This window comes from Candidatus Parakkermansia intestinigallinarum, assembly GCF_944389695.1.
GTDB classification, from domain to species: domain Bacteria; phylum Verrucomicrobiota; class Verrucomicrobiia; order Verrucomicrobiales; family Akkermansiaceae; genus Akkermansia; species Akkermansia intestinigallinarum.
Window position 1 is genome coordinate 57,557 of sequence record NZ_CALXNG010000001.1, and the last position, 16,389, is coordinate 73,945.

10 protein-coding genes are annotated in these 16,389 nt (G+C 62.6%); 7 read left to right on the forward strand and 3 right to left on the reverse strand.

The window, feature by feature from the left end:
- Positions 1 to 14 precede the first annotated feature (14 nt).
- The 3 genes from AC6UAL_RS00230 to ppdK all read right to left on the reverse strand — a co-directional run bounded on the left by AC6UAL_RS00230 (position 15) and on the right by ppdK (position 5,016).
- Positions 15 to 989 (reverse strand): alpha-ketoacid dehydrogenase subunit beta, encoded by a 975-nt coding sequence (locus AC6UAL_RS00230; protein ID WP_500681335.1) that lies wholly within the window; start codon positions 987 to 989, stop codon positions 15 to 17.
- A 75-nt stretch (positions 990 to 1,064) separates the two neighbouring features.
- On the reverse strand, positions 1,065 to 2,048 hold the full coding sequence (locus AC6UAL_RS00235) for a thiamine pyrophosphate-dependent dehydrogenase E1 component subunit alpha (RefSeq protein ID WP_500681336.1): 984 nt from the start codon (positions 2,046 to 2,048) through the stop codon (positions 1,065 to 1,067).
- A 256-nt stretch (positions 2,049 to 2,304) separates the two neighbouring features.
- On the reverse strand, positions 2,305 to 5,016 hold the full coding sequence (gene ppdK / locus AC6UAL_RS00240; protein WP_500681337.1) for a pyruvate, phosphate dikinase: 2,712 nt from the start codon (positions 5,014 to 5,016) through the stop codon (positions 2,305 to 2,307).
- 263 nt (positions 5,017 to 5,279) lie between these two features.
- On the opposite strand from ppdK, the gene nifJ reads away from it, so the two are divergent.
- The 7 genes from nifJ (at position 5,280) to AC6UAL_RS00275 (ending at position 16,338) form a co-directional block, all read left to right on the forward strand.
- Entirely contained in the window at positions 5,280 to 8,810 is a 3,531-nt protein-coding gene (nifJ, locus tag AC6UAL_RS00245) for a pyruvate:ferredoxin (flavodoxin) oxidoreductase (RefSeq protein ID WP_500681338.1), read from the forward strand.
- Positions 8,811 to 9,248: 438 nt separating this feature from the next.
- The gene (locus AC6UAL_RS00250) at positions 9,249 to 10,628 is read left to right on the forward strand and encodes a CCA tRNA nucleotidyltransferase (RefSeq protein WP_500681339.1); all 1,380 of its coding nucleotides are present in this window, start codon (positions 9,249 to 9,251) and stop codon (positions 10,626 to 10,628) included.
- Positions 10,629 to 11,078: 450 nt separating this feature from the next.
- Positions 11,079 to 13,826: a hypothetical protein gene (locus tag AC6UAL_RS00255; RefSeq protein WP_500681340.1), complete on the forward strand. Its 2,748-nt coding sequence runs from the start codon at positions 11,079 to 11,081 to the stop codon at positions 13,824 to 13,826.
- 34 nt (positions 13,827 to 13,860) lie between these two features.
- The gene (locus AC6UAL_RS00260) at positions 13,861 to 14,484 is read left to right on the forward strand and encodes a hypothetical protein (RefSeq protein WP_500681341.1); all 624 of its coding nucleotides are present in this window, start codon (positions 13,861 to 13,863) and stop codon (positions 14,482 to 14,484) included.
- Positions 14,485 to 14,493: 9 nt separating this feature from the next.
- Positions 14,494 to 15,093 carry a hypothetical protein gene (locus tag AC6UAL_RS00265; protein WP_500681342.1) on the forward strand — a complete coding sequence of 200 codons (600 nt, stop codon included), beginning with the start codon at positions 14,494 to 14,496 and terminating at the stop codon, positions 15,091 to 15,093.
- Positions 15,093 to 15,731 carry a hypothetical protein gene (locus tag AC6UAL_RS00270; protein ID WP_500681343.1) on the forward strand — a complete coding sequence of 213 codons (639 nt, stop codon included), beginning with the start codon at positions 15,093 to 15,095 and terminating at the stop codon, positions 15,729 to 15,731. Before AC6UAL_RS00265 ends, AC6UAL_RS00270 begins: the two co-directional genes overlap by 1 nt.
- A gap of 52 nt (positions 15,732 to 15,783) precedes the next feature.
- On the forward strand, positions 15,784 to 16,338 hold the full coding sequence (locus tag AC6UAL_RS00275) for a hypothetical protein (protein ID WP_500681344.1): 555 nt from the start codon (positions 15,784 to 15,786) through the stop codon (positions 16,336 to 16,338).
- Positions 16,339 to 16,389: the final 51 nt, after the last annotated feature.

The following is a 16,389-nucleotide window of genomic DNA, read 5'->3' on the forward strand; positions in this document are numbered from 1 at the left end:
GAAAATGACATGGGTCAGAGCGAAATCAGATAGCGAACGGCCTGAGCAATGCTCTCGCTGCTCGGGCGATGCGCCTTCCAGAGATCGGGATGATAGGGAATGGGCGTGTCTTTGGAGCAGAGGCGCAGCGGCGGCGCATCCAAGAGATGCAGGCCCTCGGCCGCCACCCGCGCGACCACCTCGGCCGCCACGCCGCCCCACGGAAAATCCTCGCTGACCACCAGCAGGCGGCCCGTGCGCGCCACCGAGGCGAGAATCGTGTCGGTATCCAGCGGCTTGACGCTGCGAAGATCGACCACCTCGATGCGGTAGCCGCTCGTCGCTTCGAGCAAATCCGCGGCCTTGAGCGCCTCGGGCACCATGGCCGAGAAGGCGATCACGCTCGCATGCTCGCCGGGGCGGGCGATGCGCGCCTTGCCCACGGGCAGGGGATTGGGCTCGACGCAGCTCTCGGCCTTCAGCCAGCGGTAGAGGAACTTGTGCTCCATGAACACCACGGGATCCGGAATCCGCACCGCCTGCTTGAGCATGTAGTAGGCATCGGCCACCGTCGCCGGCGTCAGCACGTGGAGCCCCGGGTAGTGGGCAAAAAGCGCCTCGAGACTCTGGCTGTGGTAGGGACCGCCGCCGGGTGTGCCGCCGCAGGGCATGCGCAGCGTCAGGTTGACGGGCAACCCCGTGCGGTAATAGTGAGCCCCGGCGTTGTTGCCCATCTGGTTTTGACCCAGCGTGCCGAAATCGGCAAACTGCATTTCGAGAATCGGCTTCATGCCGCCCAGTGCCGCACCGATGCCGAGCCCCACAATCGCGTCTTCGCTGATGGGCGAATTGATCACGCGCCCCGGGAAGCGCTCGGCCAGCCCCTTGGTCGCCTTGAAGGCACCGCCGAAGCTGCCGGCAATATCTTCACCGAAGAGAAAGACCTGCGGGTCCTCCTCCAGCAGCTCGAAAAGCGCCCGGTGAATGGCGTCGATGTAGGTCACACTCATGATAGCTCGTGTTGGTGGAAATGGGGAGAAAACTTATCGCATCATCGAAGAAGGAGGGAGTCGGTGCATGGCCGCTCAGCGAATCGGAAGCCAAGATGTCGCGTGCCAGTCCTCCGTGCGCGGGTCGGGGCCGGGCTCGCGCTGTGCCTGAGCCACGCAGCGTTGCACCTCGTCGGCGCAGCGCTGCCGCAAATCGGCATCTGCCTCGGGGCTCAGCCAGCCCAGCTCGGTGAGCTGGCGGCGAGCGACCTCGAGCGGATCGCGATTAGCGTAGGCCGCCTTGAGCTCGGCGGGGATGTAGGACGAGTCATCGTGCTCGCCGTGGCCGCACATGCGCAGCGTCGTCGCCACCACCCACTGCGGCCCCTCGCCTCGGCGAGCCGCGCCGACGGCGCGCTCCATCACCTCGAGCGTCTCCATGAAATCCGTCCCGTCGCAGCCCAGCGCCTTCATCCCGTAGCCGCGGCCTCGGTCGAGCAGATCGCAGGCGAACTCCTCGCTGTTGGGCGTCGAATAGGCAAAACGATTGTTGGAAACCACCACCACCACCGGCAACTTCTGCACTGCAATCAAATTGCAGGCCTCATGAAAAGAACCCACCGACGTCGTCCCGTCGCCGCAGCAGGCCACGCCCACGGCGTCCGTAACACCTTGCATGCGCTTGGCCATCATCATTCCCGCCACGACGGACACCATCGCGCCCAGATGAGAAATCGGCGCCGGCGTTCCCTCGAGCGGATGCCCCCAGTGCACATTCCCATCGCGGCCGCGCATACAGCCCTCGACGCTGCCGAAATACGTGCGTGCACTCTCGAGCACACTGTCGCCCCAAGCGCAGCGCCCCGCCTGCTCGCGGATGAAGGGTGCGTAGACATCGTAGCCCTTGCGCAGAAAAACAGCCTCACAGGCAGCGATAGCCTCATGCCCTCGCCCCAGAAACACACCGCCGAACACCTTGCCGGCCTTGTACAGGGCCGATGCCTTTGTATCGAATGCGCGAGCCATCGCCATAGCTTCGTAGGCGCGCAGAGCGGCTTCTCTCATGTCTGTGCCTGTCACGTCCCTCATTTTACGCATTTCAACACTCCAAAGCAAGCGGAAACTGTGTCGTCAGACGGAGCAATGCGGACACAGACCTCGCCCCGCACCAAAAAAGCTCTCCGCGGCAGCGACGGCCGCGAAATCCGCCTCCTGCCGTTTAGTCGCCGCAGCTCCACGCTTTGCCCGAGGCCCCGTTGCAGGCGCGCAGTTCGGGCGCGCAGGCGGCGGGGGAAACCTCGTCCGCCGCCCGCGCGTCAAACGGCTCAAGCGGCCCTCATGCCTGCTCCGCCAGCACCGCCTGCGCGGCAGCGAGGCGAGCCGTCGGCACGCGGTAGGGCGAGCATGAAACGTAGTCGAGCCCCAGCCTGTGGCAGAAGCGCACCGAAGCCGGATCGCCGCCGTGCTCACCGCAGATGCCCAACTTGATATTCGGGCGCGACCTGCGTCCGCGCTCCACGGCAAGCTCCATCAGGCCGCCCACGCCCTGCTGGTCGAGACTGGCAAAGACGTTGCCGCTGACAATCTCCAGATTGCGGTAAAGCCCGAGGAAGCTGCCCGAATCATCGCGGCTCATGCCGAGCCCCGTCTGCGTCAGGTCATTCGTGCCGAAGCTGAAGAACTCGGCGACCTCGGCGATCTGATCAGCCGTCACGCACGCGCGCGGAATCTCGATCATCGTACCGACCTTGTAACTGATGCGGCAGCCGCGCTCCTTGAAGACCTGCTCGGCCACGCGATCAATCACCTCCTTCTGAAGCTCCAACTCGCGGCGGAAGGCAACGAGCGGCACCATAATCTCGGGCTTCGTCTCTATGCCGCACTCCTCCTGCACCTCGATGGCCGCCTCGAGAATGGCGCGCGCCTGCATCTCCGTAATCTCGGGGTAAGAGATGCCGAGGCGGCAGCCGCGGTGCCCGAGCATGGGGTTGAACTCATGCAGTTCGAGCACGCGGCGCATGATAATCTCGACCGGAATGCGGAACTTCTGAGCGAGATCGAGCTGCTGCTCCTTCGTCTGCGGCAGGAACTCGTGCAGCGGCGGATCCAGCAGGCGAATCGTCGCCGGGCGCCCCTCCAGCACCTTGAACATACCCTTGAAATCACTCTTCTGGAAGGGAAGCAACTGAGCCACCGCCTCGCGGCGATCCTCGATGCTCTCCGAGAGAATCAGGCGGCGCATGTAATCAATGCGGTTGCCGTTGAAGAACATATGCTCCGTGCGGCACAGACCGATGCCCGTCGCGCCGAAAGCGATCGCCGCTTCCGCCTGATCAGGCGAATCGGCATTCGTGCGAACCTGCAGCCGGCTGAGCTGCCCGCACCACTCCATCACCTTGGCAAAATCGCGGTAAATGCGGCTCTGCTCAGGCTTCATCGTGCGGTTGAGCAACACCTGAATAATCTCGGAAGGCGCCGTCGGCAACTTGCCCTCGTAAACGAAGCCCGCCGTGCCGTCGAGAGACAAATAATCCCCCTCGCGGTAAACCTTGCCGCCGATCGTGATGCTGCGTCCCACGTAATCAATCTCCATATCCGACACACCGCAGACGCAAACCTTGCCCATCTGTCGAGCCACCAAAGCCGCGTGGCTCGACAAACCGCCGCGCGCCGTCAGAATACCCTCGGCCGCCATCATCCCGCGCAAATCCTCCGGTGACGTCTCCAGGCGCACCAGCAGCACCTTCTCGCCCTCCTTGTGCGCCTTGACACAGCGCGACGCATTCAGATAAATGCGCCCGGACGCCGCGCCGGGCCCTGCATTGAGACCCTTGGCGATGCAGAGAGCCGTGCGCTTCGCGCGCTCATCGAAAATCGGAGCCAGCACCTGGTCCACCTGGTCGGCCGGAATGCGGCTCACCGCCGTATTGCGATCAATCAGCCCCTCGCGCTCCAGATCGCAGGCAATGCGGAAAGCCGCGATACCCGTGCGCTTACCGTTGCGCGTCTGAAGCATGTAAACCTTGCCGTCCTGAATCGTGAACTCGAAGTCCTGCATATCGCGGAAATGCTCCTCAAGCGTGTGGCGGATGCGGCAAAGCTCCTCGAAAGCCTCGGGCATCACCTCGGCTAAGCGCGCCACCGGCTCGGGTGTGCGCACACCCGCCACCACATCCTCGCCCTGAGCATTCATCAGGAACTCACCGTAAAACTCATTGGCCCCCACGGCCGGGTCGCGCGTGAACGCCACGCCCGAACCCGAGCGATCCGACGTATTGCCGAACACCATGCACTGCACATTCACCGCCGTGCCCCACTCGCTCGGAATACCGTACTTCTGGCGGTACGTAATCGCACGCTCATTCTGCCACGAGCCGAACACCGCCCCGATAGCCCCCCAGAGCTGCTCCCAAGGATCAGAGGGGAAAGGGTGCCCCGTGCGCGCCAGCACCAAGCGGCGGAAGCGCTGCACCAGCTCGCCGTTATCATCCGCCGTCAGATCCGAATCCGCCACATTGCTGCCGTAGCGCTCCTGCTTGAGCTGGTGAATCTCCTGCTCAAATGGCTCGAGATCCTCCCCGGGCGCCTTCTGCACCCCCATCACCACATCGCCGTACATCTGCACGAAGCGGCGGTAGCAATCCCATGCGAAGCGCGGATTGCCCGTCGCCTTCGCCATCGCCTCGACCGTCTCATCATTCAGGCCGAGGTTGAGAATCGTATCCATCATCCCGGGCATCGACTCGCGCGCACCCGAGCGCACCGACACCAGCAGCGGCATCGCCGCCGTATCGCCGAAGCGGCAGCCCACCAGCTCCTCCATGCGGGCAATCCCGCCCCTGACCAGAGCATCGAGCTGCTCGGGGTAGCGCTGCCCGTTCTTGTAAAAGTACGTGCAAATCTCAGTCGTGATCGTAAAGCCGGGAGGCACCGGCAGACCAATGCGGGCCATCTCGGCCAGATTGGCACCCTTGCCGCCCAGCAACTCCTTCATACTCCCGTTGCCGTCGGCCGTACCGCCGCCGAAATGGTAGACAATTTTATCCATGGTTGTGATGCGTTTGTTTTTTTCTGTAAAACGGACGCCCATTCTAGCATCCCCGAAGCGCCTCGTCAAGCATCCGTTTCAATATGATAACGACTTTCTGATAACGACTTCGGTGCGCGTGCCGGAGGAACACAAAAAAACACCTCCCGGGGGGCTTTTGGGGTTGCCATGGCAGGGGTGGGGGTGTATTATATGAGCGTGAAAAGCCCGCTTGGCGGGCGAGGAATGTCCCCTCACATACACGAAGTTCAAACCACTCACATATGAGCACTACATACAGCACAATTGACGCCAATGAGGCCGTCGCCTCCGTGGCTTACCGTTGTTCCGAAGTGGCCGCCATCTACCCCATCACCCCGTCCTCTCCGATGGGTGAATCGGCAGAGACATGGATGGCCGTGGATCGCAAGAACCTCTGGGGGACCGTCCCCAGCATCGTCGAAATGGAGAGCGAAGCCGGCGCCGCCGGTGCCGTTCACGGCGCCCTGCAGACCGGCTCTCTGGCCACGACCTTCACGGCATCGCAGGGCCTGCTGCTGATGATTCCCAACATGTTCAAGATCGCCGGCGAACTGACGCCCTGCGTCTTCCACATCGCCGCCCGCGCTCTGGCCGCACAGGGCCTCTCGATCTTCGGCGACCACAGCGACGTCATGGCCTGCCGCTCGACGGGCTTCGCCATGCTCTGCGGCGCCAACACCCAGGAAGCGCCGGACATGGCCGCCATCGCCCACGCCGCCACGCTTGAGAGCCGCGTGCCCTTCGTCAACTTCTTCGACGGCTTCCGCACCTCGCACGAAGTCGGCAAGATTGCCGACATCACCGACGACCAGCTGCGCGCCCTCATCGACCAGAAACTCGTCGACGCCTTCCATGCCCACGGCCTGACGCCCGACGCCCCCGTCGTGCGCGGCACCGCGCAGAACCCCGACGTCTACTTCCAGGGCCGCGAAACCGTCAACAAGTATTACCAAGCCGTTCCCGCCATCGTCAAGAAGACGATGAAGAAGTTCGGCGAGCTGACCGGCCGCTGCTACGACCTCGTCGAATACATCGGCTGCCCGAACGCCAAGCGCGTCATCGTCATCATGGGCTCCGGCGCCGAAGCCTGCCTCGAGACCGTCAACGCCCTCAAGGAAGACATCGGCGTGCTCAAGGTGCGCCTCTACCGTCCCTTCCCGGCCGAAGACCTCATCGCCGCCCTGCCCAAGACGGTTGAGAAGATCGCCGTGCTCGACCGCACCAAAGAACCGGGCAGCCAAGGCGAGCCCCTCTTCCAAGACGTCGTTCAGGCCCTTGCCGACGCCCACGTGCGCGGCACCCTCGGCTTTGCGATGCCCAAGGTGGTCGGCGGCCGCTACGGCCTCGGCTCCAAAGAGTTCACGCCGGCCATGGTCAAGGGCGTGTACGACGAGCTCAAGAAAGACGAACCCATGACGAACTTCGCCGTGGGCATTGACGACGACGTCACGGGCCTCTCCATCAGCTACGACCCGAGCTTCTCGACCGAGTCGGACACCGTCACGCGCTGCATGTTCTACGGCCTCGGCTCCGACGGCACCGTCGGCGCCAACAAAGACGCCATCAAGATCATCGGCAAGCACACCGACCTCTACGTGCAGGGCTACTTCGTGTACGACTCCAAGAAGTCGGGCTCCTCGACGGTCTCCCACCTGCGCTTCGGCACCACGCCGATTCACAGCACCTACCTGATCACCAGCGCCAACTTCATCGCGCTGCACCAGCCCAGCCTGCTCAACACCTTCGACTTCCTCAAGGACGCCGCCCCGGGCTGCACCTTCCTCATCAACTCGCCCGTTGCCCCCGACAAGCTCTGGGACAGCCTGCCCGCCCGCATGCAGCAGCAGATCCTCGACAAGAACATCAAGGTCTACTGCATCAACGCCTTCAAGGTGGCCAAGGCCACGGGCATGGGCGGCCGCATCAACATGATCATGCAGACCTGCTTCTTCAAGCTCTCGGGCGTCATCCCGGCTGACGAAGCCATCGGCTACATCAAGGAAGCCATCAAGAAGACCTACGGCAAGAAGGGCGAAGAAGTCGTCGCCAAGAACATCGCCGCCGTCGACGCCACCCTCGAGAACCTGCACGAAGCCGTCATCGGCACGGCCGTGACGGGGCATGAGATTCCGCCCGCGCTGGCCGGCAACCCGCCCGACTTCGTCAAGAACGTGCTCGGCAAGATCGTGCGCGGCGAAGGCAACGAAGTGAAAGTCTCCGAAATGCCCTGCGACGGCACCTTCCCGAGCGGCACGACGCAGTACGAGAAGCGCGACCTGGCGCTCGAAATTCCCGTCTGGAACCCCGACACCTGCATCCAGTGCGGCAAGTGCACCATGGTCTGCCCCCACGCCGTCATCCGCGCCAAGATGGCCGACCCCGCCGACCTCGAAGGCGCCCCCGCGACCTTCAAGGCGGTAGACGCCAAGAAGATGCACAAGGATTGGCAGGGCAAGAAGTTCATCATTCAGGCCTCGGCCGCCGACTGCACGGGCTGCACGCTCTGCTCGGACGTCTGCCCGACCAAGTCGCTGACGATGACGCCCGCCTCCGAATCCCTCAAGCCCGAGTCCGAGAACTGGAACTTCTTCGAGAAGCTGCCTGATCCGGATCGCACGAAGGTCGGCCGCGACAAAGTGAAGGACGCCCAGCTCCTGCGCCCGCTCTTCGAGTTCTCGGGTGCCTGCGCCGGCTGCGGCGAGACGCCCTACGTCAAGCTGCTCACCCAGCTCTTCGGCAACCGTCTGGTGGTCGCCAACGCGACGGGCTGCTCGTCCATCTACGGCGGCAACCTGCCCACCACGCCGTGGACGCACGACAACGACGGCCTCGGCCCGGCATGGGCCAACAGCCTCTTTGAGGACAACGCCGAGTTCGGCCTCGGCTTCCGCGTCTCGCTCGACAAGAAGCAGCAGTACGCCACCGAACTGCTCACCGCCGCGGCCCCGCAGATCGGCGACGAGCTCGTGCAGGCCATCCTCAACAACCCGCAGCGCAGCGAGGCGGACATCTACCAAGCTCGCGAGACCGTGGCCGCCATCAAGGCCGCCTGCGGCGACAAACCCGAGCTGGCAGCCCTCAAGGCACACGCCAACTATCTGGTGCGCAAGTCCGTGTGGATTCTGGGCGGCGACGGCTGGGCCTACGACATCGGCTACGGCGGCCTCGATCACATCCTGGCCTCGGGCCGCAACGTCAAGGTGCTCGTGCTCGACACCGAGGTGTACTCCAACACCGGCGGCCAGTGCTCGAAGTCGACCCCGCGCGCGGCCGTGGCCAAGTTCGCCACTCGCGGCAAGGATCAGGTCAAGAAGGATCTCGGCTACATGGCCATGACCTACGGCAACATCTACGTCGGCTCCGTCTCCATGGGCGCCAATGACGAGCACACGCTCAAGACCCTCCTCGAAGCGGAAGAGTACGACGGCCCCGCCCTCGTCATCGCCTACAGCCACTGCATCAACCACGGCATCAACATGGCGCAGGGCCTCGAGCGCCAGAAGGACGCCGTCGACTGCGGGCGCTGGCTGCTCTACAACTACAACCCCGACCGCATCAAGGAAGGCAAGAACCCGCTCACCATCAAGAGCAAGGCTCCGAAGAAAGACGTGCGCGAAGCACTCCTCGCCGAGAACCGCTTCCGCCTGCTGGCCAAGAACAACAAGGCCAACTTCGATCGCCTCATCGAGCTGGAGGCCGAAGACATCCGCCACCGCTGGCGCCTGTACCAGGCCTTGGCCGCCATCGACTACTCCGAGCCCTCGGCCGAGTAAGCGATCTGCCTGACCGCACCGACTCACGAGGGGGAACGGCTTCGGCCGCTCCCCCTCTTTGTGCCCCTCTCCCGCAGCGCCGCACCCCCGCGCACGGCAAAGCCCCGCGCCCCACCCCGCAAACCGCCGCACACCGACCCGCCTGAGCAAGCGCCGCACAGAGCCGCCTCAGGGCCGCCTCCCGCCGCAAGCCCCCCTCACAACCGCCGCACACCGCCGCAACCGCTGCAACCGCCGCAAACCTCCGCAGAGCCATTGCAGAGCCGCCGCAGAGCCATTGCTGAGCCGCCGCAAGCCCCGCCTCACAGCCTCCCGCAAGCCCCCGCCGCAGCCCTCCGCACACAGCCTCCCGCAGACCCCCGCAGGCCTCTGCAAGCCACCTCGGCACGCCGCGACAAAGCTTTGCCCCTCCCTCCTCCAGCCTCCACCCCCCGCCCCATGACCGGAACCCCCACCATCACCCTGCCCGAGCACGCCAAACGCATCGTCGAGCGCCTCGAAGCCCACGGCTTTGAAGCCTTCGTCGTCGGCGGCTGCGTGCGCGACAGCCTGCTGGGCGACGAGCCCAAAGACTGGGACGTCTGCACCAACGCCACCCCGCCGCAGGTTCTGCGCGTCTTCCGTCGCCAACCCGTCATCAAAACCGGCCTCAAACACGGCACCGTCACCGTCATCGAACAGCGCCTGCCCGTCGAAGTCACCACCTACCGCATCGACGGCGACTACAGCGACAACCGCCACCCCGAAACCGTGCAATTCGTCGGCAACATCATCGACGACCTCGCGCGGCGCGACTTCACCATCAACGCCATGGCCTACAACCCCGCCCGCGGCCTCATCGACGCCTACGACGGCCTCTCCGACCTGCGGCGCGGCCTCATCCGCTGCGTGCGCGAACCCGACGAACGCTTTGAAGAAGACGGCCTGCGCATCCTGCGTGCCCTGCGCTTCGCCGGGCGCTACGACTTCGACATCGAAGCCGAAACCGCCTACGCCATCCGCCGCAACCGCCACCTGCTCGAAAACATCAGCGCCGAGCGCATCTTCAGCGAACTCAAAGGCATCCTCTGCGGCAAAGGCGCGGCCGCCATGCTGCGCGGCTTCCCCGAAGTCTTCGCCGTCATCATGCCGGAAATCGCCCCCTGCATCGGCTTTGAGCAACACAACCCCTACCACCTCTTCGACGTCTGGACGCACACCGCCTTCGCCGTGCAAGCCATCGCCCCCGAGCCCGTGCTGCGCCTCACCATGCTGCTGCACGACATCGGCAAACCCGCCTGCTTCACCCTCGATGAACAAGGCATCGGCCACTTCCACGGGCACCCGAAAAAAAGCGCCGAAGCCGCCGCCGCCATCCTCAGCCGCCTCAAATCGGACAACGCCACGCGCCGCCGCGTTCTCGCCCTCGTCGAGCACCACGACGACAACCTGCCCGAGACCCGCGCCGGCATGAGCCGCCTCATCGGCCGCCTGAGCATCGACGGCGTACGCGCCCTCTTTGCCGTCAAGAAAGCCGACAACGCCGCCCAGTCGCCCTACGCGCAGGACAAGAGCCGCGGCCCCCTGCTCGAAGCGCAGTGCCTCTTTGAAGAAGTCCTCGAGGCCCACTGCGCCTTCACCATCGGCGACCTCGACCTCAACGGGCGAGACCTCATCAGCCTCGGGCTACCCCCCGGCCCCGCCATCGGCCGCATCCTCGCCACCCTGCTGCGCGAGGTGCAGGACGGAGCCGTCGCCAACGAAGCCGAGCCCCTCGCCGCCCGCGCGCGCCGACTCATCGCCGATGAGGCTGCAGCGCGCGATTCGGCGACATCCTGAGAGCCCTCCCGCCGCCCGGACGCAACCTGCAAAAAGCCCCGCACCTTGAGGAAGGTACGGGGCTTTTTGGACGATCGGCGAGCGCACCTCCGCCTGCCGCCTCGTCGCTCCTTCCGCCTTGGCGACGGCCACGCCGAGAGAGAAGGCAAGTCGTCCCATTCTTGACGCCTCTCTGCGCGTGATGACGGAATGAGTCATAATCCCTTCAAATTCATAGGAAAAAACTACGTTGTGAAAAGTCAAAAGCGGAAAAATCAACTAGACAATATGATAGGCATATGGTAAAGTGGAGTCACAGGCGCGACGCCATTCCGCTCGCCTTTTCTCTCCGTACCGCTTATGAGCCGCCGTCTTTTTTCTCTCCGCGCATGTCTTGTCGGGATCGCTCTCTGTGCACTTCCGGCCCTCGCCGTCAATAGCCCCTCACCGGCCGAATCCGGATTGTCCGCCGTGCGAACCGGCGCCCTTCTGCGGCTTGACACAAGCAAACCGACCCCCCGCGAGCACGCGCAAGCTGCGGCCGATCCCACCGATTTTGCCAATACCAAGGGTGAAATCCTGATCGAGTCTCCCGTTGATTCGGAGACCGTCCGCTTCTGGGAAGGACTCGAGCCTTTGGCCAATCCGAGCGACCACGATGCCTACCTTGAGGCCACGGAAGAGATGGCGGAGCACCTGAATTACGGGTACGGCATTCACCTCTTCTCTGTCCCGGAGCCCATCCCCCTCAACCGCCTGTCCTCCGCGCGGCGGGAGTCAGATGCGACTTGGTACGGCCCGGCCATTCTTCAAGTGCGTCCGAGCCGCGGCGGCCTTGAATTTTATCATCGCACGGTTGCTCCGGCTCTGCACCGCTTCTATGGGGCACTCGCCCTTTCGAAGGCAACGACGGAGACCACTTACCGGATCAAGCAGGATCGCAACGGAATGATTCGCCTGTCCGTCAAGGGTTCCGGACCCGAACGGCAGATGGCGAAGCGCGGGCAGTATACCGTCCTCGTTCCCGAGGCGTCGGATATCACCCCCATTCTGAACCCCAAGGACGGCGGCACCTTCAACATTCGCTACACGGCTTACTACCTCCCTGAAAACTTCAAGCCGGTGACCCGTCGAATGGATCTCCAATGCTACGAGTTTTTGGAGAACGGCAACAAGCTGGACGTTGACCATACCGAAATCCACAAGTGGAAAGCCAACCCGATGTGGGCCGGGTCTCAGGCCTCGATGTATTCTTTGTTCACGACGAGCAACCTTCAGCTGGGATGGGCCTTTAAAACAGCGGATTGCCCCGTCAGGCAAGCGCAACATCCGCGGCTGAAACTGTCATTCCGAGACGAGCTCGCGGCCAAGCCCATTGACATGCCTTCGCCCTCCGCCGAGCCCGTCGCCCCGACGCCCGGCAGTACCGAGCCCGTCGCTCCGGCACCCGGCAGCGCCGAGCCCGTCGCCCCGGCACCCGGCAGTACCGAGCCCGTTACCCCGGCACCCGGCGCCGAGCAGCAGGATCTCTTCCCCGGTGAGGAACTTGCGTTCGACGAAAAAGCTACCGGACCGATTCTCGGTGAAGCGGGTTCCGTCGTCATCAATCGTCAGGTCACGGCCGAGGAAAAAGCCTTCTGGGAAGGCTTCACCCCCTTGGCTGACAAGCAGGATGTCGCCGGCTTCCGAGAAGCCGTGCTCAGCATCGAACGCAACCTTGTCCCGGGCTTCCGAGTCATTCTCCGTCAAACGTCTGCACCGATTCCCTTCGAGCAGCTGACGGCCAAGCAGGCCGGGCGCGGGAAAAACTGGTTCGGCCCGAGTATCATCGAAGTGAGCGAGAGCGCCGAGTGGTTTGATTACTACCACAAGACGATTGCACCGGCGCTGCACCGATTCTTCGAGCCGCTGGCCATCGGCCGCGCAGCCGCAGAAGCCCAATTCAAGCTCGAAGGCGACGGAAATGGCGGCTTCAAGATGCGCGTGCTTCGCAGCCCCATTCCGCAGCTCGTCAAAGACGGCACCGTCAGCTACATCGTCTCCGAAATTGCGGAACCCGAAAAGCTGCTCCGTCCGCAGGACGGAGACGTCGTGACGTTCCGCTACTACTCCTACCAACTGCCTCGGGCTTTCGGGCTGGACGGAAGCAAGAAAGTGACGCAGACCGTCTACTGCGTCATCGAAGACGGCGAGCGCGTGAGTTCCGAAGCCTTCAGCTGGTCGAATCTGGTCTTTGAGGCAGGGAACAACTGGTGGACGATAGGACCCCACAGCATACCGACCCTCAGCGTCCGCTATCAAACGTCGCCCTTCCGCGCGGAAACGCCGGAGCAACTGAAGGTCTCCTTCAGCCTGCAGAAACCGCAGGATACGCCGACGGGCGGCGGGGAAGGCTCGGGCTCAGAGGGCAACCTGTTCTTCTTGGTGTTGCTGGTGATTCTCATCTCCTCCGTGCTCTCTCTGCCCTACATGATCTGGGTGCTCGTTACGGAGAAGCGCCGAGCTCACGTCCCCCTGCCGCTGCCCGAAGGGATGACGGAAGACGACGTCAAGCCGGAGGAAGTCGCCCCCGAATGTCAGAAGATTCGCGATTTTTACGATCACCTCAGCACCTTCGAGTACAACGGAGAAGAACGCGCTTTCATCACGCGCAAACGCGAGGTGGACACCGGCTACGCCATCCTCAGGAAGCTCGGCGAGCTCAAGGATATGTCCCCCTCCACGCGGTACCGCATCAATCAGTTCGGGCAGGAGCTCAACGCAGCTCAGGAGCGCGTCTTCAATGGGAACATGAAGATTCCCTACCTCGGCAGTGCGCTGACCCTCCTCGTTTTCGGCCCCGCGATTTTCCTCGCGCCGACCGTTTCCGCCATCTTGGTCTCCATCATTTGGGTGTTCATGACGGCCGTATACTTCCTCTCCATGAAGTGCCCGAACTACAAGCTCCTGAACGAAGAGCCGGGATACTACCGCTTCTTTGTCGCCGTTTTGATTGGCGTCGGTATCGCTTCCGTGAAGACGGCCGTGGACATGGCGTCGTCGAAATACGCCACCGTCTATCGGGATAGGTGGGGTAACGCGTACATCTCGCGCGATGAGCAGTCGACGGGATGCTTCCTTGCGGCTCTCCTCATCGCCTTCATTGTCTTCATGGCGCCCTTCTTCTTCATGAGCTTTGCGCTCTGCCACTTCTATCGCAACTACATCGCTTCCAAGTAAAACCCCTCACAACCCATTATCCCTTCAGTAAACTATGTCACTTAAATGGATCATCACCAGTGCCGCCGGCGTCGTCATCGTCGTCGGAGCATGGAGTATCTTTTACCCCGAGCGCAGTGCCAAAACGCTGGCCTCCGTCGAGGCCACGGGTGCCGTGGCCGTGGATCGCCTCATTTCCGCGATGGAGGAAAGAGTGGGCAAGACCGACGTCGCGCTGGAGCATTACAAAACGGCTCTGGCAGCTAAGCGCAAAGCCCTCATTGATCTTAAAGCCCTCAAGCTCGATACGGAGCGAAAGGCCAACGATCTGGCGGTCAAGATCGAGGGTATAAAGGCCGCAGGAGATACGCAGGCTCTGGCCATCAAAGGGAAAGAGAAGAAGACCTACGATGAGATGCTCGTTTCGCTCACCGAACGCATCGACAGGCAGGAGGCGGCCTACAAAGAGTTCACCCTCTTTGTACGCAACAAGAAGGTCGAGCTGGACAGCCTCAAAGCGCAAGCCACGGCCCTGCGCAGCGAGCTCAAGGCCATGCAGGGCGGCGAGTCGGACTATGCGCTGAAACGCGCTCAGGAGCTCGAGGAAGAGGTGCGCAGCACCTGTAGCCGCTTGGAGGCAGAGATGGATATCACCAAGCTCGATGAGGAACTCCAATAAGACACGTCGATGAAAAAAGCCGTCAAATACCTCCTGTACGCCGCCGGCGGCCTGCTGGTGCTGCTCTGCTGCTTTTCGTCGGACTTCCGGCAATCGCTGCTTGCCGTCTTTCACGTGACGGAGAAGAACGCCATTCGCATGCTGGAAGACAGTGCGGAAGCCGGTGATTTGGCGCTGGAGAAATACAACACGCTCTACAACAAGAAGGCTCGCCAGTTGCAAATCCTCATCGCACACCGCAAGGATGCCCTGCATGCCGAGCAGGAGATGGAGCGCAAAGCCGCCGAAGCTCGCGAGCAGGGCAAGATCGAGCAGGCCGTCCGATTGGAGCAGGAGAAAGCGTGGTATCGCGAGGAATCCGGTAAATACGATGCGCGTATCACCAAGCTTACCGAGCAGCTCAAGCAATTCGATAAACTCAGAGAAAACGCTCGACAGGATGTTGCCCTCGTGCGCCGCAGAATCGCCTTTGTGCGCTCGGCCGGCAATGCGCTCCAAGACACGGGCGAGGACGAGGAATTGCAGCGTGCGGAGGAGCTTGTGGATCGCCTCCACGGTCGCCTCAATCTCTTGGAAGCTGAAGCGGAAGTTCTCAACCTGGCCGAGTGATGATGGGAAGCTGGTATTTCGGATATGACTTCTGGATGGGGATCATCTGGCTTCTGGTGCTGAGCGCCGGAGCAGCTCTGGTGATCACGGGCTTTCTGCGGGTTTTGAGTTTTGTCATGCCCGATCGCGGGGCGGACGGCGACAATCGAGGTTGCTTGGTGGTGATTCTTTGCATCCTGTCCATCCTGATCCTCGGCAACTGGCTCATGTACCACGCCGATGACATGCAGAGCAGCGTTCCCCGTGAGCTGAGGCTTGTTCACCCGATGCTGCAGAAGCACAGCAACGTCATGGTCGATTATGTCTCGCGGAGCCATCCGAATTTGGCCGACAACTACGGCGATCTCTTCCGTCTCCACGCGTCCATGGAGGAGTCCCTCCGCGCTCTTCGCGAGGAGATGCAGACCATGAGTACGGAAGGCGGGCGGCGTGCGTTTGAGAAGGGTATTCGCGAGAAAGAGGCCGATCTGCGCCGGGTGGAGCGCATGATTGCGGCGACGGAGCACGTCGCCGGCTGCGCCTATTTCGCCGAGATGCTCCTCTATCTCGGCGAAAAGGTCAACTCGAGCTCTCTCGAAGAGCAGATGGCCCGCCTTGTGTCGGAAAGTAACCAAGCTTTGAGCCGTCCCGCAGAATGACGATACCCTTGACATCCTTTTCATTTTTCTCATGCCGTTCGGGCAACCTTGTATGAAAGACGACGATTTCTTCAAAAAAATGAGCTATCGCACGCTGCTCATTCGCATCTTTGCGGTCATTTTCGGTGTCCTTGTTCTGGCGGACGTCGTCGCAACGATCCGTCTGGGTGCGGTCAAGAAGGATTTGCTGGAAATTGCTTCGACCGAGGAGTTGGCGCCGGATTCGGATGACGAGGCTGAAAAGCCGAGTCCTCATGTGGAGAGTATGAGCTCTCCGACGGCAAAGGCGCAGATTGACGAGATGCGTCGGCGCTACAACCGCCGCCACAAGGTCATCGCCGTCGTCGAGCGCAAGCTCACCGAGCTGAAGGATTTGGATATGCTGCCCGCCAGTGTCGACAAGCTTGTCTCCGAGAAGCTGGCGCAGATGGGTCGCGAGAACGAAGATCTGCTTCGGCAGTATAAGGCCGGCGTCGCCATCGCCGAGCAGGAATACGCCGAAGGCTACATCAACAACAACACCCTGGACGCCGAAGGGCGCATCCGCGAGCTTGAACAGCGCAATCGCGAGGTGTTGAAGCAGATGGATGCCCCCGTCTCCTTCTGAGACGGGACTTCCCTCGCCCGCGCGCGCCGACTCATCGCCGATGAGGCTGCA